Consider the following 17,439-nt stretch of genomic DNA (forward strand, 5'->3'; position numbering starts at 1 on the left):
ACAGAGCCCCGGATGACCCATCAATCAACCCGTTGCATTTCCTCACGAAAGATGCCGAAGCAGGCCCGCTCAACGGCGCTCGTGGAAGCGATTTTGGAAGCCGCTGTTCAGGTTTTGGCAGAGGAGGGCGCGCGGCGCTTCACCACGGCGCGAGTCGCTGAGAAAGCGGGCGTGAGCGTCGGCTCCCTCTATCAGTATTTCCCAAACAAGGCCGCCATTCTGTTTCGACTGCAAAGCGACGAATGGCGGCGGACGAACCGGCAGTGGGAAGCGATCCTCGGTAACGCTATGTCGCCCCCTCTCGAACGGCTGAGGTCCCTGATTCTCGCTTTTCTCCGTTCCGAGGTTGAAGAAGCCGCGCTCCGTGTCGCATTGGATGATGCCGCACCGCTCTATCGCCATTCCCCTGAATTGTACGAAATTGAGGCGGAAGGCGACCTCATCGTTTCGAGGTTTATGAGCGAAGTCCTTCCAACGGCCACCGAAGCAACCCGGCAATTGGTAGGCGACGTTATTGCGACCACCCTGACCGCCGTTGGGAGCGAGTTCTCGGAGACCCCCAGGTCCGATCCCGAAATCGCAGTCTATTCGGACGCAATCGCTGACATGCTATGTGCGTATCTGGAGCGAATGGCACACCGTCAATCGGGGCAGGAAGCCAGCCCGACAGATCAGCGCGCCGGTGGTGGTATCCAGCTTCAAAAGGGTGACTTCCAAAGCCATTAATCCGCGGTCCACGAACGCGTTGCCTTCTAGCTGCTTGCCGAGCCGGAAGGTCAGCGAGAAACGGGGGCAGTTCGTTGACCTCTAGGGTCCAGAATGGCGTTGAGCTGAGTGAGCATGAGCCGTCAAATAGGCGGCAATCGCCTGTTCTCTGCGGATGAGAGACACAATGGTCACGACCGCAGGCTTCCAGCAACAATCTACGATCTCCCTATCATCACTGATACGGCGAAGACGCGCGATCACGAAAGTAAACGATACAAAAATGAGCGGGGTCAAACTGGCAAAGTTCGCCATGGCTCGCTACTAACCAGTTCAAGAACGAAATCGACGAAGGCGCGGACCTTCGCCGGGACAAATTTCGCGGGATGGTAATAGGCATAGAGTGGAAAGGTCTCAGTCGACCAATCGGATAGGAGATGGACCAGTTGTCCATCGGCTAGTAGGTGTTGCGCATATAGCTGGAGAAGCTGCGCGACCCCTTGGCCGCCTAGGCACGCACCAACCAGGCTGCCCGTATCATTCACTAGCAGCCGCCCCTTCACCGAGACCGGGATGACCACTTCTCCTCTGTTGAACTCCCACGCGAAGTGACGACCGCTGCTTGGGTCACGCAGCAGCACACATTCGTGCTCTTGCTCAAGATCCTTGGGATGGGTTGGAACGCCGTGGCGCGCAAGGTAGTCGGCCGACGCACATGTGATAACTCGGGTCTCGAGCAGCAACCTAGTGACAAGCGCCGATGATTCCGGAACGCCAAATCGCACTGCGACATCAAAGCCGTCGGCCACGAGATCGCCCATCCGGTCCCGAACGCTGATCTCCAAGGAGAGATCCGGAAATCTGGCTAGAAATGTCTCGACCTTTGGTGCAAGCAAATAATGCCCGAACGCTCCATCCACGTTCACTCGCAGCCGGCCCTGAACGGCTTCTTTTGCGCCGGTTGCGAGGATTGTCGCCTCCTCGATCCCCGACAGGTGAGGTGCAACGGCTTCGTAGAACCGCCGGCCTTCATCCGTAAGAGTAATTGACCGGGCGGTGCGGTTGAAGATGCGAAGCCCCACGCGCGCTTCCAGGCGCGCAACGGCCCGGCTAACCGCAGGTTGCGTGAGTCCGAGCGCCTCCCCTGCCCGTACGAAACTGCCAGCCTCTATCACCGCCGAAAGCACGCCAATCCCGCTTAGCAGGCGCGAGTCGAATGCCATAAGCCCAACTTCCTGTCATCGATAGCTTGACTACTATGCATTTGGAGAATGGATAATCAAAAATTACAAGCTCCTCAATGGCAATGTGATGGGCTTTGTTCAGTAAAGAAGGAGCAGCACGGTGAACAACGAAGGAAGAGTAGCGATCATCACTGGCGCCTCGCGGGGAATTGGCAAGGCGATCGCAGAACAACTGGCGCACGATGGATTCGCGGTCGTTGTCAATTATGCCAACCAGGTCGCTGAGGCGACGCGGACCGTTGATGCCATTAAGGCCTTCGGCGGACAGGCCGTCTCTATAAAAGCGGATGTGGCTGACGAAACCGAAGTTCGGGCCCTGTTCGATAAGGCAACGCACGAATTCGGCGGTATCGACGTGGTCGTGAACTGCGCCGGCATCATGATCCTCGGCCCGGTGGCCGAATTCGATCTGGATGGGTTCGATCGTATGCACAGGACCAATGTGCGGGGCACCTTCGTAGTCAACAAGTTTGCAGCGCATCACGTGCGCGCCGGCGGTGCGATCATCAATGTCTCAACTTCTGCTGAGCGCCAGGCGCTGCCCGGCTACGCTGCCTATGCGGCCAGCAAGGGCGCGGTTGAAGCCATCGGCCTGATCCTAGCTCGCGAACTCCGCGGTAGGGACATCACGGTCAATACTATTGCCCCCGGTCCCACCGCAACAGACCTGTTTATGAACGGCAAGGACGAGGCGACCATTGATCGTATCGCCAAGCTTAACCCAATGGAGCGGCTCGGCGCGCCCGCTGACATCGCTGAGGTCGTCTCCTTCCTCGCCGGGCGCACCCGCTGGATCAATGGTCAGGTAATCTATGTCAATGGTGGAATGAATTAACGGCATCACCCCGAGCTAACGAGATTAGGGGCGGAGAATGACGTTCCCATATTCAGAGTGACGCAGTCGTTAGCGCAGGCTGGTGCGACAAGAATTTACCCCAATGTCTTTCACAGGTTTGTTTCCGTCGCGATGCGCGGCGTCTGGTGGACAAGATGTTGTCTTGGCTGATGTTCAAGGTGGAACTCTGATTGCTTTCGAACACAAAGCGCTCGCAAATAGTGGAAAAGCCGCCTAGGCGGCGGCTACTCCCTGGCCTAAGAGGTCTACCTTATAGTGCTTGGCGTATTCATTCTCGATCGCGGGAATGATTTTCTCGATAGTGAAGTAGTAGCTCCAAAACTCTGTCTCGCGCAGGTCGTTGACCACGCCATTGTAGTCTTGGAGACTGGTGACCGTCCACACCATCACATCGGTGCAATCGGCTGTGAACGCTTCACAATCATAGAATGTCATCTTGGCTCCCGGATAGCGTTCAAGAATGGGATCAAGAACATTCTTGCCAAAGGCAAAGCGCCCATTTTCGCCATGGGGGGGCAGTGCCAGCCATTCTGGCGTCGTCTTGATCAACCAGAATATGGTCATTGGGTTTGTGGCAAGGTCGTACAGTGAATTGGTTTCAGTCATTCGATCCCTTTTTCTGCAAACTAAAATTGGTTGTCTATGTCTACTGACCCCCGTGACCCTCGTTTAAGTAGAAGTCCCGTGCGGCGTTAGAGAGAAATACGATTGATTCCTCGTCTTTGGTAATCGCATTCCCGAGTGTGCAGACAGGGGATGCCAACTCACTGATTTCATCGTTGAAAACGACAAAATGGTCAGACATCTGGAACTTCTTGAGACAGTTTCAGGTGCTGCCTTTCGCGTTTCAGGGGCAGGGTGGAATCGTCTGCACTGTGCTCACCCGGCCTACCGCAGTAAATATAGAGAGGTGGCTCGGGAAAACTGAACATCTGAGATAAGTGGCTTTCGGCTTTTGAACCCGGCACTATGCCGATAACAGGAGCCATGATGACGAAACGACCCCGCCGCAACCACAGCCCTGCCTTTAAGGCAAAAGTCGCGCTCGCCGCGATCAAGGGTGAAAAGACAATGGTCGAGCTCGCTCAGCAGTTCGACGTGCATCCGAACCAGATCAAGCAATGGAAAGATCAACTGCTCGACGGCGCTGCCGATGTCTTCGATGACGGCCGCAAGGAGACCGCGGAGCCTGTTGTCGATGTCAAAAGCCTGCACGCCAAGATTGGCGAACTGACGCTGGAGAACGATTTTTTAGCCGGCGCGCTCGGCAAGGCCGGATTGCTGAGCGGAAAACGATGATCGACCGGAACCACGAACTGTCCGTCTCCCGTCAGGCCCGGATACTCGGCATCAGCCGTGGCAGCGTCTACTACCTGCCACAACCGGCCTCGGCTGTCGATCTGGCTGTGATGCGCCGGATCGACGAACTGCATCTGGAATATCCTTTCGCCGGGAGCCGGATGCTGCAAGGGCTTTTGAATGCAGAGGGCCATGCCGTCGGCCGCCTGCACGTTCGGACCCTGATGAAGAAGATGGGCATTGAGGCGATCTATCGTCGCCCGAACACCTCCAGACCCGCGCCGGGCCACAAGGTCTATCCCTATCTTCTCAAGAACCTCACCATCGTCAGACCCAACCAGGCCTGGGCGATGGACATCAGTTATATACCGATGGCACGGGGCTTCGTTTATCTTTGCGCTGTCGTCGACTGGTTCAGTCGTCGGGTTCTGTCGTGGAAGCTGTCGATCACGCTGGAGACGGCGTTCTGCATTGAGGCGGTCGAGGAGGCGTTGTCGCGCTACGGCAAGCCGGAGATATTCAATACCGACCAGGGTAGCCAGTTCACGTCACTCGACTTCATCAAGCTGCTGAAGGATGCCGAAATCAGCATCTCGATGGACGGCAAGGGAGCCTGGCGGGACAATGTCTTCGTCGAAAGGCTGTGGCGATCGATCAAATACGAAGAGGTCTATCTCCACGCCTACAAGTCGGTTCCGGAGGCACGCACCGGCATTGGCCGGTATCTGGCATTCTATAATGGCCGACGCCCACATTCATCTCTTGACCGGAAAACACTCGATCAGGTCTACTTCAATCAGCCGCAGCCAATATCGATCGCGGCATGACCAACGCCGCAAACCACTGAGCAAAACGTCCGAAACTGTTCAGACAAACCGAGCCACCTCTGTTCTCTGATAGAAGCGCTGGGATATCAGGGCGCGGATCGTACTTTGTGCCTTCCAAAAGCAAGGAATACGCAGCCTTGCGAACATCGCGTCGTGAGGCTCCATCCAACGCAAGTGTGCGCAGTTCTCCCTCGAATTGCCCTGATGCGTGAGAAGAAGACAACAGTTCCAGTATCAAGTCGCGAAGGGGACTGTCGATCGCCGGATTCATCAGCGCCGCAACATCATCCCTGATGTCGGCGGTGAAGAATGTGCCCACATTGAACTGCCGCCAAGCATCGTTCCGGCGGAAGAGCGGGTTGGTTTCCGCGAGCATGCTTAGGGTCTGCAGAAGGGTCTTCTTTGAGTTGGTTGTAAATTCGGACGGATCACCGTTCGCGACCACGGCGTAGGGATCAAGCCCAATCAACTGACGCTGTGTCGATCCTTGTGCGAGGGCTGCCATCCATCCGAGCATGCCCCTCAATTCGGTTCGGACCGTTCCCTTCGGTGCAACAACGGACAGAACACGCGCTAGGGACAGGCGATCGGCAGGATTATCGATCCGCCTGACGAGGTACCTGGCGGCGCAGTACTCAGCGACAATGCGGTGTACCGGCTCATGCAGTCCCGGCTCAAAGGAGGGCTTTAGAAGACGGGTATCGGCGAGAAAATGTGCATCTTGAGGATTATCTGCAACGAGCGATCGCAGATATGGGTAGTCGCTCGAGGTAAGGCTTTCGCTGGAGCTGACGCTCGCGCTTCCCGAAAGCATAAGCTTCGCAAACACCTCACAAGCCATCTCAACGATGTCACCGTCGGGCGGACGGTTCGGGCGTTTTACTCGCGGGTTTGCCTCATGAGCGAGACGGCGAACAGCGTCGAGGTATATGACCTTTTTAGAGACGAAATGCCGTCCGCTCTCGATGTAGGCTTCACCGAAGAGCAACAAGAACTGCGGGTTTCCGAGAAGGGCATCCAGTTCGAAGCGAGCGCATTCGGCCGAGAAAGCATCAAAGCTTTCACCGGGGAAGCTTGCGGCGAAAAGCTGGCGCTGTTCTGACAGAGTGAAGGCTTTGAGCTTAACCACTACGGGTTCGATCCCAAAGTAGTCTTTCACATGCTCGGTCTCGGCAGTGTCCCACTCGCTGGAACGGCCAGCAAAGATGACCGTGCCGCTACCCGATTCACTGGCTTTCACGATGATGTCTTCGACGCCCAAAGGGTCTACGCGCGCGACCTCGTCCATTGCGTCAATGACCAGAGCTTGAGGTGCCGCCGCGAGCGCCTTATTTCGGAACACACTGGCTCGAGTGGGGGTAACATTCAAAAGCTGGCCGAGCTGCGACAAAAGCTCCGTTTTTCCTGCACCCGGTTCGGCAAGGACAAGGAACAGCGAGCCCATGCGGGGTAGTTGCTCCTCACTACAGCTCCGCTCACCAACAACCAGCTCTCGTGAAATGTAAGATTGTTCCACACCCTGGTGGTACCAGTGTGCCGAGCAGTTTTCCATCATCTGGCTGGCGAATTAACACTTAAATAGACCACTATTACATCGCGCCGACGACGTCGTTTTTGCGGGATATCTCAGCGGTCTGATGAGTGGTGCGAACGCAGCTGTTTGCCTGCTTAACGTCCGCTTTTGGGATCAGCACTTTGACTTTAAACGACCGAAATGGGGCGCGAAGCTGCCATTCGCCTTGATGGAAATCGAACACCAGAACCTGCTGAGAAGTGGGTCTTCCACTTCTGGTTAAGGGGCCACACATTTCATGCTTCGCGTCGAAACCTAGTTTCGGTATGCCCCCGGGAATGTAATGTCCTGATCAACCAAGACGTTGAACTTGTAGCCCGGCCGGATTTCCAGCGTAGGCTGGACGTTGAGATTTCGGCTGATCGTCTGCTCGGCGACGCGACCGAAGCTCTCCGCGAAATTCCGCCTTGCGGCATCGGATGCCGTTTCCTGCGTGGCAAGCGTCGAACTTTCCGGCAAGGATGCGTCGATCCCTGTTCCAATCAGCGCGATCAGCGCCGCCGAGCCGAATGTTCTCCAATAGTGGTTGTTCACCTTGTCGTGGAAACCGCCATAGCCTTGCGAATCCGTTCCCGCCATGCCGCCAATCTGCAGCGTGGAGCCGTTCGGGAAAATGATATCCGACCAGACGACGAGGACGCGGCTTTGCCCGAACGACACTTTGCTGTCGTAGCGTCCGAAGAGCTTCGTCCCCTGCGGAATGAGGAGGCGATGCCCTGTTGCACTGTCATAGACGTTCTGGCTGACCTGGGCGGTGATGCGGCCGGGCAGATCCGAATTTATGCCGGTGATCAGCGTCGCCGGAATAACCGAACCGCGTTTCAGTTCAAAGGGTGACTGCTGCGGTATGACGCGGTTCGGCAGGTAGCCGACCTCCTTGAGATCGGCGTTGAAGAAGTCCTCTTTGGAACTCTGGCCGTTCGGGTCGACATTCTGCCCCCCGAGCCCGGCCCGCAACGCGGCGGCATAAAGATCCGAGGTGGCGCCGGTGGTCGTCGATGACGCAGCGTTCGTCGTCGTACCTGCCGAGGTGGTCTCGTCTGCCCTCGCGTCCAGCTTCCTGCGGTCGATGGTGAGTGGTGCGTCATAGGCCGCGTCATTCGCCTGTAGCCGGGCCATGCGCTGGCGATGCCGCTCACGCAGATATTGCTCCCGCTGTTCCCGCTCGAGACGGGCACGCCAGACCGCTTCGTTTTCCAACTCCTGCCCGCGCTGCTGTTCCTGTTTTTGTCCCGGCTGCGGCGTGAAGGGATTGTCCGCCTTCTCGTCCTGTTTGGTCTCGACGGGTGTCGGCTGGAACGTGGTCTGTTGCTGCGGCTCGCCGATGATGCCGTCCGTCACGCCGCGCTTGATCTGGTCGGCGAAGGTCGAGGCCGGATTGCCGGAGCTCGTTTCCGGACCGCTGTCCTTTCCGAAGTAGAGTCCGCGGGAGGTAAGCCCATAGAAAATGACGCCAAGGAAGGCGATCACCAGCACGATCACCACGACAATCGGCAGGCGGTTGATCCGCTTGATACCGGATTCCGCTTCGTCATTCGCAGCGCCGCCGAGCTTGAGGGATTGCACCATCGTTGCCTCCCCTCAGCCGCGTCGCATCAGCGAGAGCGCGCTCGCCGGTGTCGCGCCGCTTGCGGTGACGGTGTAGGCCCGGCCCAGTTCGACACTGTCGGTCGAAAGACGCGCCAGCACTTGCCCGTCGAATGGTGCGATCACATAGGCGAGCGGGATGACCTTCGTTCCGCTGTCCGTCTTCTGGTCGGTGACGACTGCATAGCCCCAGCCTTTCAACGCCGCCTCCAGCGCCTGACCGAACGGCGAGGCGTCCGGCTTGAGCGCAACGGTCGCTTTGCCGGGTCCGATCTGCTCGGCAAGCCGGCTGACCATATCGCCGGCAATGGCGCTTGCCGCCGGGCCGGAGATTTCCGGCGGCGCATTGCTGGCGACGAGACCATCAGTTCCCATCGACTGGCATCCGGAGAGGAGGATGGCGAAGGTGCAGGCTGCGGCAAAGGCGCGGATGGGGCGGAGGTGGAAGACACGCATCACCGTCCTCCCCTTCTGATCGTCACCTTTTCGTGTTTCCAGCCGACGCCGGAGACCAGCACCGCGCGATCGATGTGATAGTCGATCACCATCATGTCGCCCTTCATGCGGTAGTTGACGATCCGGTTCTGGCCGCCGGAGGTGACGAACAGCACTGGCGCATCCTGGCCGGAGATCGAGCGCGGGAATTGGATGTAGGTTTTCAGGCCATCGGAATAGACCCGCGTCGGCCGCCAGCCGGCTCGGCCCGAGACCGAGTAGGAGAAGTTGAGCCGCTCGGCCGGCACGCCGGCGCCTGGGATCGTGCTCGCCTCGAGCCTTGCATTGATATCCGCGAGCTTCGCTGAGACGTCCTCCGGATACTCGAATCCGACGCGGGCCATATATTGGCTGGAATGCGACTTGAGCTGGATATGATAAGTCCGCCGCGAGGTCGTCACCACCATCGAGGTGACGAGACCGGGCTCCGACGGCTTAACGATCAGGTGGATCGCCTGGCCGCCCGCCGCCCCCGATGTGGCCGGTTCGACCTTCCAGCGCACCGTGTCGCCGACGAGCACGTCGCGAACCACCTCGCCGCCCTGAAGCTCGATGTCGCAGACCTGAAGCGGCGAGCAGACAACGGAGGGCTGAACCTCGCCATAGAGAAAGATCACCTTCCCGTCCGCTCCCTTGGTCACCAACCCGCGCGATCCGCGCCACTGGGTAGAAATCCCCATGCCCTCGACCTCGTTGGCGGTGACGCCGTCGGCCGCGACCGCATCGAGAGGTGCAAGGACGGAGAACGCCAGCACCGCCGAAGTGATGGCGCCCGCGGTCAACGTGGCCCGTAGTTTTCTGTGACGGATATTCATGTTTGGGCCATGCCTTTCAAAGCTGCGCTGTCCAGTCGAAGTCGCGAAGATAAAGACCGATGGGGTTAAGGCGGATGACACCCTCGTCCTGCGGCGGCGTGAGGGTTACGGTGGCGATGCCGCGGAAACGGCGGGTGGCCGTCTCCTTCCCGCGGCGATCGCGCTCGAACTCGGTCCAGTCGACCTGATAGGACTGGTTCGACAGCGCGACGATGTTGTTGACCTCGACCGCAACCGTGGCGGTCTTCGCCTTCTCGAAGGGCGAATTGGAACGGAACCATGCGTTGACCTTCTCGGTCGCAGGATCCGAGGTCCTGAGCAGGCCGTAGGTCCGGTCGATATATTGCTTCTGCACGACCGCATCCGGCGTCACGGACCGGAAATTCGAGACGAAGCTGCCGAGCGTGGCGCGCACCACACGCGGGTCGGCATATTCGATCTGCTGCGGGAAGCCGGCATTGGAGGCCGTGCCGAGCTTGTCGACCTCGACGATATAGGGAACGAGCTTCACCTGCGTGCTTTGATAAAGCGCGTAGCCGAAGCCGATCACCGCCATGACCATGCCGGTGACGCCGACGATGCGCCAGGCCGCGGCTGCTCTCACATAGGAGCCATAACGCTCGTTCCACTCGTTGCGTGCCGCAAGGTAAGGGTTGGAAACATGGGAAGTATTTGGCGGATTGCGTCGGGCCATGGGTGATCAACCTCCAGCTATTTGTTCTCGTTCATGGGCGGGGGTGGAGGTGGCGGCGTGGGCCGGTCCGACTGACGCGTCTGGTCGAGCTTGGCGTTGGCGAGGCCGAGCAGCGATCCGGCATAGGCGCCGGGAGAGGCGATCGCCTTGTCCTTCGCCGCGGATCCTGCGGCCCATCCGGCATTTCCGATCCCCGATGCCATGCCACGCAGCGCCGCTCCAGCCATCGAGGAGCCCCCTGCCCGCGCCGAGCTCGCCGTCTGCGCTCCTTTCGTTGCAGCGCTCGCACCGAGGAAAGCGCCGCCGGCTGCGAATGTCGCGGCCTGGCCGCCATGGCGGATAGCCTCCATGCCGCCCGCGATCGAGGCGCCCTGGACCACGCCCTGCAGGATGGGCGGAACATACATGGCGATGACAAAGACCACGACCGAGATGCCGGCGATGGCAAGTGTGGTGATGAACTGCTCGGAGGTCGCCGTCGGCGCTTCGGCCAGGCCTAGCAGGATGTCCGAGCCGATCTTGGCGATCATCACCAGCGCCATCAGCTTCATGCCGACCGAGAAGGCGTAGACCAGATATTTGACCGCGAAATCCTTGGTCAAGGACGAGCCGCCGAGACCCAGCATGATCATGCCGGCGAGCAGGCCGACATACATCTCGACCATGACGGCGACGAAAATCGCGGCGACCAGCGAAAAGCATACGACGACCACGACCATGGCGAAGACCGCAGCGATCGCCAGCGCATTGTCTTCCCACAGACCGAACTTCGCCTGTTCGGACATCTTGGTCGCGACCCGGATGCCCGCATCAAAAATGTTTGCCGGTGAGGCCGAGCCGCCGCCGGAACCGATCTGATAGAGGCTGTCGACCACGGTCTTGGCGAAGGACGGACCTTGGTCGAGGATGAAGGCGAAGAGGCCGATGAACATGATCCGCCGGACGAGCTCGGCGAACCAACTGTCGAGCGCTGCGGCGTTGATCGCCAGCCACACGGCGGCAATCCCGACCTCGATGCCAGCCAGGATCCAGAACAGCGACCGCGCCGCGTTCATCACTGTCGCCTCCCAGCCCTTGGCGGCCGTGACAACGGAGTTTTCCAGTGTGGTTAGAACCGAACCCTCTTGGGCAAGCACCGGTGTCGCGACCAACAGGATGAGGCCGATCGAAATGAACGATAGCTCCAGCTTCCGGGAGGGGCGGACGATCACCATCGCGGCTTCATCTCCTGCCCGCCACGGATGTCGCGCTCCGGATCGCCGCTGAAGAACTTTTCGCGATGCTCGCGGCGCTCGGTATCGGAGGCAGGTTGCGTAGCGGCCGCGCCCGATCCGGACACGGGCGCCGGACGCGGTTGGACCACGATCCAGGTGACGACGCCGGCACCGAGTGCAACGATCCCCGCCAAGACGAGGGTGATAATCAGACGCGAGCTCACCAGCGCGGCTCCATTGTCTGGCCGCCGCGGATGTCACGCTTAGTCGCGCTGAAGAACTGCTCCCGGCGCGCCTGCGCCAGATCCTTCTGCGCCTGTTCGGACTGGAACCACGTGCCCATCATGGTCATCTGCTGGGAGACGAGACCCCGCAGCTTCTGCATCTGCGCAACCTGCTGCGCCGCTATCTGATGCCCGACCTGAAGCGCCTTCATTTGCCCGTCAGCCGATTCCGACATCGAGCGCAGCGACGACATGGTGCTCTCCTCGCTCGAGAACTGGTCGGCCGTCAGGTTCGCCGCCTTCAGTGTTCCGGCGATCGTGTCGCGGTTGGTGTCCGACCAGTTCTGATAGGTCGTGGAAAAGCTTGCCCCGTCCGGCAGATTGCTCTTCATCTCGGAAAAACTCTGGAAGCGCTGCTTCAGCACGTCGTCGATATTGCCCATCGAGAAGGCGACGCCTTGCCCCTGTGCGACGATGTTCTGCAGGCTCTTCAGGTCGCTTTCGACCTGCCCCCAGATGTGGTTCGGGAGCTGCGCCGTGTTCTGCAGGAGATTGTTGTAGATGTTGAGCTGGTTCTGGATCTGCTCGGCAAGCTGGGAGATCTGAGTGATCTGGTTGTTCACCTGCTCAGCCGATTTGCCGACCAGCGAGACGAGCTCGGCATTGTTGGCGAGCTGCGTCCATTCCGTGGCCTGCCCGGTGACGCCGCCGGCATAGGCAGGAACTGATAGAGTGGAAGAGAGTATGACCGTCGTGGCGACTGCGGCGCGCACCATCCTATTCGGCCGGGAAGAGTGTATCGGCATGAGCGATCCCCCTTTGCTGGAGCCAGTGGAGGGGCCATGCGGCCCCGTGTTCGGAATGCAGGGCGCGAATGCGCTTCAGATCTTCCTTGCCGGACGCCCCGACAAAGGAGAGCGCGACGGGACCGAGCGCCATGTCGAAGAGCCTGCGGCCTTCGGGCGAGACAACGTAGTATTCGCGCTTCGGAAGCGCCGTCGCGACGATCTCGATCTGCCGCTCGTTGAAACCGATGCGCTCATAGAACTCTCTGGTGCCGGGCTCCCGCGCCGCGCCGTTCGGCAGGCAGATCTTCGTCGGGCAGGATTCCTTCAGCACGTCGATGATGCCGGAGCGTTCCGCATCCGAGATCGACTGGGTTGCAAGCACCACGGCGCAATTGGCCTTGCGCAACACCTTCAGCCACTCGCGGATCTTGTCGCGGAAGACGGGATGGCCAAGCATCAGCCAGGCCTCGTCGAGGATGATCAGGCTGGGGGCGCCGGTCAGCCGTTTCTCGATGCGGCGGAACAGGTAGGTGAGAACCGGCACGAGATTGCGTTCGCCCATGTTCATCAGTTCCTCGATCTCGAAGCACTGGAAGGCGCCGAGTGCGAGGCCGTCCTCCTCGGCATCGAGAAGCTGGCCCATAGGACCGTCGACCGTATATTGGTGCAGCGCGTCCTTGATCTCGCGCATCTGAACACCGGACACGAAGTCAGAGAGGGAGCGGCCGCGCGATTCCGCCATCAGCCCGATCTGCCGGGAGATGGCGTTACGATAGTCCGGTGTGATCGTCACACCCTGCAGCGCGACCAGCGTTTCGATCCACTCCGACGCCCAGGCGCGGTCGCCATCGGTCGAAAGTTCGGCAAGCGGGCAGAAAGCCAGCGCCTTCACTTCGCCTTCTGCCGAAGGACCGATATCGCCGCCGATTTGGTAGTGATCGCCATTGAGCCCGAGCGTCAGCGGCAGCATCGAGCCACCCTTGTCGAAGGCGAAGACCTGCGCGCTGGCGTAGCGCCGGAACTGCGCGGCGATCAGTGCCAGCAGGGTGGATTTGCCCGAACCGGTCGGCCCGAAGATCAGCGTATGCCCGACATCGTCGACATGCAGGTTCAAGCGGAACGGCGTCGAGCCGCTGGCAACCTGCATCAGCGGCGGTGAGCCAGGCGGATAGAACGGGCAAGGCGCCGTCGGGCTCCCCGACCAGACGCTATTGAGAGGGATAAGATCGGCGAGATTGCGGGTATTGATCAGCGGTTCGCGAATATTGGCATAGGAAACGCCCGGCAGGCTGCCGAGAAAGGCATCGGTCGCATTCAGCGTCTCGATCCGTGCGCCGAAACCTTCCGCCTGGATCAGCCGGCGAACAGCCTCGCACTTCTCTTGGCAGCGAGCCTGCTGCTCGTCGAAAATCACGATGACAGGCGTATAGTAGCCATAGGCGACGAGTTGGGACGACGCTTCGGCGATCGCGTCCTCGGTCTCGGCCACCATCATCATGGCGTCCTGATCGACTGAGCGGCTTTGTGTCTGAAAGAGCTGATCGAAGAAGGGCCTGACTTTCTGCTGCCATTTCTTGCGGGTACGCTCGAGCTTCCCCCTGGCCTCTTCGGCATCGAGGAAGATGAAACGCGAGGACCAGCGATAGGTGAGCGGCATGAGGTCGAGGCTGTTCAGGATACCCGGCCAGCTCTCGGCCGGCAGGCCGTCGATCGCCACGACACCGAGAAAACGATTCTCCACCAGCGGCGTCAGGCCATGCTGCAACTCGGCCGTCACCAGCCAGTCGAGATACATGGGAATGTCAGGCAGGCGCACCGGATGGTTTTCGCCGGTGATGCAGAAGCGAATGAACTGGAAGAGCTCGTCATAACGGGCAACCCGAAAGCCACCACGCTCCGACGTCTCCCGTGTCATCATCCGGCGGATCGACACAACGTTCGCGAGATATTGCTCGGCCTCGCGGATCGAGGTCAGAAATGTCTCGAGCGCCTTGTCGGCATAGGTGGCGGACCTGCTGCCGGCGTCGGAATAGACGTAGCGGGTCAGCCCCGAGCGCCGCGGCTCCGGTGGCCGCCAGGTCAGGATCAGTGCGTGCCGGCTCTCGAAATGGCCCCTCTCCTTCTGGAAATGCGCACGCCGTTCGGCGTCGATTGCCCGTGTGACCGGATCGGGGAAGTGGCAATCATCCTCGGCCGGATAATCGCCTGTCGGAACCCTGACGGCCTCCACCTGGATCATCCACCCGGAGCCGAGCCGCGACAGGATCGCGTTGATCTGCCGCGACACCTCGTTGCGCTCGGCGTCGGTCGAGCTCTCGCTGTCCGGTCCCGCGAAATACCAGCCGGCCATCAGAGAGCCGTCCTTCAGCAGGATGACACCGTCATCGACCAGCCCGGCATAGGGCACCAGATCGGCAAAGGACGGTCCGGAATGACGGAAGGATTTGAGGGCGACCATGATAAAACCCTCAGAACCTGCGCCAGGGCGACGACGTCGCGCGATAGAACGTCTTGTAAGAGATGTGCCGGACATAGACCCGCCGCATGAGAGGATCGGCCTTTGCCATCATGCGCAGCGCCGCGACCGCGACCAGCCAGATCGCGATACCGAAGAGCGCCGCGTACCAGGTCAGCACGACGAAGATCAGGATGACGGCGGCAAGCGCGGTGAGCAGCACGAGTTCGCGGTCGGCGCCCATCAGAAGGTTCGGACGCGACAGCGCCCGATGCACAAGCGAGCGGGAAAGGCTGGGGCCGGCGTCAGCCATGAGCCCCCTCCCCTTCCGGGCGATCCATTGCTGTCGGCTCGGTGGTTTGAGGCGCCGATTGCGCTTCAACCTCGCCGATGCTGGCGCCGGTCGCGCCGAAGAGGGCGACGATCTGCGTGGCACCCAGCAGAACACCGCCGACGAGGGCAACGTAGCAAAGCCTTCTCGCGAAGTCGTTGAGCTCGCCGCCGAAGATGAGCATGGCGCCGGCGATGGCGACAGCCGCGAGCGCAATGAAGCCGGCGACGGGCCCGGTGATGGACTGCTGGATCTGCTGTAGCGGCGACTCCCATGGAAGGCCGCCACCACCCGAGGAAGCCAGTGCCGGCTCAGCCAGGCTGAGAGAGATAGCGGCGAGTGCCGCGCAGGCGAGCGTGATCTTTGTCCTATGCGACATGACTGTCCTCATCGATCTGGGCGTAGTGGTCGGTCCGGTAGCGGGCATTGCCGAAACCCTCGACATGGATCACTTCGCGGACCCTCCTGCCCTTCCCTGTTCGTTCGATGGAAACGACGAGATCAACGGCCTCGCCGATGACTTCCTGCATGGGCTGCTGGCTCGCTTCCGCGGTCAGTTGCTCCAGCCGGCGCAGGGCCGACATCGCCGTGTTGGAATGGATAGTGGTGACGCCGCCCGGATGACCGGTGTTCCATGCCTTGAGCAGAGTGAGTGCGGCGCCGTCGCGGACCTCGCCGACAATGATGCGGTCAGGTCGCAAACGCATGGTGCTTTTCAGGAGCCGGGCCATATCGACCGTGTCGGTGGTATGCAGGCACACGGCGTTTTCCGCCGCGCACTGGATCTCGGCGGTGTCTTCCAAGATGACCATGCGATCGTCCGGCGCCGTCGCGACGATCTCGGCGATGACGGCATTGGCGAGTGTCGTCTTGCCGGACCCGGTTCCGCCGGAAATGACGATGTTCATGCGCGACGCGATCGCGCTGCGCAGAACCGAGGCCTGTGCCTCCGTCATCACTTTCGACTTGACGTATTCGTCGAGCGGGATGAGCCGCGACGCCCGTCTCCGGATCGTGAACGCGGGCGCCGATACCACCGGCGGAAGCAGGCCCTCGAACCGATGTCCGCCGATCGGCAGTTCGCCGGAAATGATCGGCTGCTCGTCGTCAGCTTCCGACTGCAGCGCATGGGCGACACTGCCGATGACGACTTCGGCGGTGGCGGCACTCATCGCCCCGGCGGGGGCAACACCGTGCCCCAGCCGTTCGATGAACAGCCTTCCATCGGGATTGAGCATGATCTCGACGACCGTGGCGTCTTCGAGTGCGACGCAGAGCTGGTCGCCGAGTGCGTCCTGGAGTTTGCGGACGAGACGAGGATGGGAACGGAGCTGGGTCACGCCGCGCTCCTTAAAGGACCGGCGCCATCGTGCTCGATGGTCGAACGGTAACCTGGCGGGGAAACCGTGTCGAAGCTGGCGCGATCAGCCGGCAGGCTGCCCGCGACGGCTGTGGTATTGCCGATGGCCACGGGGTCGCCGAGACGGCTCATCGGCCATCCCGCCCGCTTCAGGATGCGCTCGAAGCGGAGATCAGTGGCGGTGACGATCTCGCTGTAACCGTTGGCCATCGACCATTCGATGATGCCGGCGAACATGGTGAGCGTCACCTGATGGAGGCTCCCTCCCCTTCCCGCAGCCAGCGACGTGTCCACGCAGAAGCGTGAACTCTCAACCACCGCTGCATGGGCATCGAGCGAGCCGCGCTCAAGTAGCTGCGGGAATGTCCGGTCCAGCATCGTCGGGCCAGATGCGGGCAGCAGGCGTGCGCAGCCGACGACCTTCTGATCGGTGGAGATCGCGAGGATGTAGGTCGGGTGGAGATCGTCGTATTGATCCCGCTCTCCCTGTTCGGTGATGGTGACATCCCACTCCAGGCGGTCGCCAAACACCGCGGCCCTAAGACGGTGCATCTGGTTCAGGTAGTTGCGGTTGCTTGCGTAGTGATTGGCCGAGACGCTCAGAATCTGCATTGTGATCTCCGCATGAACTGGTCAGGCGAAGGGAAATCATCTCGTGTTGCGTGTGGCTATGTGCAGATTTGCATCCGGTGATTCTACCGAATCGGCGGTATAGCTCTCGAAAATCGGGCGGAAGGCGGAGTCTAAAATGTTGATAAGAGGTGCAGATCTGCATTTCCTACACCCCGCTGCGAACAACGGGAGGCAGGCTAACTACAAGATAATGATTGATGAATCCGCTTTCGGCTTAACTGGGGCAAAAGCGCGTTAACCTTTCGTTAACCAAAAACGCCTTGCAACCAAACACGCATTCAGTAATCGTCACGGAAAAATGGCATTACATGCCGATTAACCGTGACAAGAGATTCCACC

18 protein-coding genes are annotated in these 17,439 nt (G+C 60.3%); 3 read left to right on the forward strand and 15 right to left on the reverse strand.

Features of this window, described 5'->3' with window-relative positions; translation table 11 throughout:
• Positions 1-12: 12 nt before the first annotated feature.
• Positions 13-726: a TetR family transcriptional regulator gene (locus GR158_RS19250; protein ID WP_160872210.1), complete on the forward strand. Its 714-nt coding sequence runs from the start codon at positions 13-15 to the stop codon at positions 724-726.
• 272 nt (positions 727-998) lie between these two features.
• On the opposite strand, the gene GR158_RS19255 is transcribed toward GR158_RS19250, so the two are convergent.
• Positions 999-1,928 (reverse strand): LysR family transcriptional regulator, encoded by a 930-nt coding sequence (locus tag GR158_RS19255; RefSeq protein ID WP_160872211.1) that lies wholly within the window; start codon positions 1,926-1,928, stop codon positions 999-1,001.
• A gap of 121 nt (positions 1,929-2,049) precedes the next feature.
• Between GR158_RS19255 and GR158_RS19260 the strand changes: the two genes are divergently transcribed.
• Positions 2,050-2,784, forward strand: a complete 735-nt coding sequence (locus tag GR158_RS19260; protein WP_160872212.1) for an SDR family oxidoreductase — start codon at positions 2,050-2,052, stop codon at positions 2,782-2,784.
• A 234-nt stretch (positions 2,785-3,018) separates the two neighbouring features.
• Here the strand turns inward: GR158_RS19260 and GR158_RS19265 are convergent, their stop codons facing one another.
• Positions 3,019-3,411, reverse strand: coding sequence for a darcynin family protein (locus GR158_RS19265; RefSeq protein WP_202402361.1), 393 nt, complete (start codon positions 3,409-3,411; stop codon positions 3,019-3,021).
• Between the two features lie 384 nt (positions 3,412-3,795).
• Here GR158_RS19265 and GR158_RS19270 point away from each other — a divergent pair.
• A protein-coding gene (locus tag GR158_RS19270; RefSeq protein WP_160872213.1) for an IS3 family transposase occupies positions 3,796-4,931 on the forward strand; the annotation gives its coding sequence in 2 pieces (ribosomal slippage) (positions 3,796-4,060 and positions 4,060-4,931; 1,137 coding nt in all).
• Here GR158_RS19270 and GR158_RS19275 read toward each other — a convergent pair.
• The 13 genes from GR158_RS19275 to traI all read right to left on the reverse strand — a co-directional run bounded on the left by GR158_RS19275 (position 4,897) and on the right by traI (position 17,079).
• Positions 4,897-6,375, reverse strand: a complete 1,479-nt coding sequence (locus GR158_RS19275; protein WP_160872214.1) for a hypothetical protein — start codon at positions 6,373-6,375, stop codon at positions 4,897-4,899. The two genes, GR158_RS19270 and GR158_RS19275, sit on opposite strands and share 35 nt — an antisense overlap.
• Before the next feature lie 384 nt (positions 6,376-6,759).
• Positions 6,760-8,073 (reverse strand): IncP-type conjugal transfer protein TrbI, encoded by a 1,314-nt coding sequence (gene trbI, locus GR158_RS19280; RefSeq protein WP_160872215.1) that lies wholly within the window; start codon positions 8,071-8,073, stop codon positions 6,760-6,762.
• Between the two features lie 12 nt (positions 8,074-8,085).
• Positions 8,086-8,547: a conjugal transfer protein TrbH gene (trbH, locus tag GR158_RS19285; protein ID WP_160872216.1), complete on the reverse strand. Its 462-nt coding sequence runs from the start codon at positions 8,545-8,547 to the stop codon at positions 8,086-8,088.
• Entirely contained in the window at positions 8,547-9,401 is an 855-nt protein-coding gene (trbG, locus tag GR158_RS19290; RefSeq protein WP_160872217.1) for a P-type conjugative transfer protein TrbG, read from the reverse strand. The genes trbH and trbG overlap by 1 nt, the downstream gene beginning before the upstream one ends.
• Positions 9,402-9,417: 16 nt before the next feature.
• On the reverse strand, positions 9,418-10,095 hold the full coding sequence (locus GR158_RS19295; protein WP_160872218.1) for a conjugal transfer protein TrbF: 678 nt from the start codon (positions 10,093-10,095) through the stop codon (positions 9,418-9,420).
• 17 nt (positions 10,096-10,112) lie between these two features.
• Complete coding sequence (trbL, locus tag GR158_RS19300) at positions 10,113-11,309, reverse strand: P-type conjugative transfer protein TrbL (protein ID WP_160872219.1); 1,197 nt, start codon at positions 11,307-11,309, stop codon at positions 10,113-10,115.
• Positions 11,303-11,533: an entry exclusion protein TrbK gene (gene trbK, locus GR158_RS19305; RefSeq protein ID WP_160872220.1), complete on the reverse strand. Its 231-nt coding sequence runs from the start codon at positions 11,531-11,533 to the stop codon at positions 11,303-11,305. The genes trbL and trbK overlap by 7 nt, the downstream gene beginning before the upstream one ends.
• Positions 11,530-12,339, reverse strand: coding sequence for a P-type conjugative transfer protein TrbJ (gene trbJ, locus GR158_RS19310; RefSeq protein ID WP_160872221.1), 810 nt, complete (start codon positions 12,337-12,339; stop codon positions 11,530-11,532). The genes trbK and trbJ overlap by 4 nt, the downstream gene beginning before the upstream one ends.
• On the reverse strand, positions 12,311-14,779 hold the full coding sequence (locus tag GR158_RS19315) for a conjugal transfer protein TrbE (RefSeq protein WP_160872222.1): 2,469 nt from the start codon (positions 14,777-14,779) through the stop codon (positions 12,311-12,313). The genes trbJ and GR158_RS19315 overlap by 29 nt, the downstream gene beginning before the upstream one ends.
• A 10-nt stretch (positions 14,780-14,789) precedes the next feature.
• Positions 14,790-15,089 (reverse strand): conjugal transfer protein TrbD, encoded by a 300-nt coding sequence (locus tag GR158_RS19320; RefSeq protein ID WP_160872223.1) that lies wholly within the window; start codon positions 15,087-15,089, stop codon positions 14,790-14,792.
• On the reverse strand, positions 15,082-15,486 hold the full coding sequence (gene trbC / locus GR158_RS19325; RefSeq protein ID WP_160872224.1) for a conjugal transfer pilin TrbC: 405 nt from the start codon (positions 15,484-15,486) through the stop codon (positions 15,082-15,084). The genes GR158_RS19320 and trbC overlap by 8 nt, the downstream gene beginning before the upstream one ends.
• Positions 15,476-16,447 carry a P-type conjugative transfer ATPase TrbB gene (gene trbB, locus GR158_RS19330; RefSeq protein ID WP_160872225.1) on the reverse strand — a complete coding sequence of 324 codons (972 nt, stop codon included), beginning with the start codon at positions 16,445-16,447 and terminating at the stop codon, positions 15,476-15,478. The genes trbC and trbB overlap by 11 nt, the downstream gene beginning before the upstream one ends.
• Positions 16,444-17,079 carry an acyl-homoserine-lactone synthase TraI gene (gene traI / locus GR158_RS19335; RefSeq protein WP_160872226.1) on the reverse strand — a complete coding sequence of 212 codons (636 nt, stop codon included), beginning with the start codon at positions 17,077-17,079 and terminating at the stop codon, positions 16,444-16,446. Before traI ends, trbB begins: the two co-directional genes overlap by 4 nt.
• Positions 17,080-17,439 lie beyond the last annotated feature (360 nt).

Origin of the sequence: Shinella sp. AETb1-6 (assembly GCF_009826875.1) — a bacterium.
GTDB classification, from domain to species: Bacteria; Pseudomonadota; Alphaproteobacteria; order Rhizobiales; family Rhizobiaceae; genus Shinella; species Shinella sumterensis.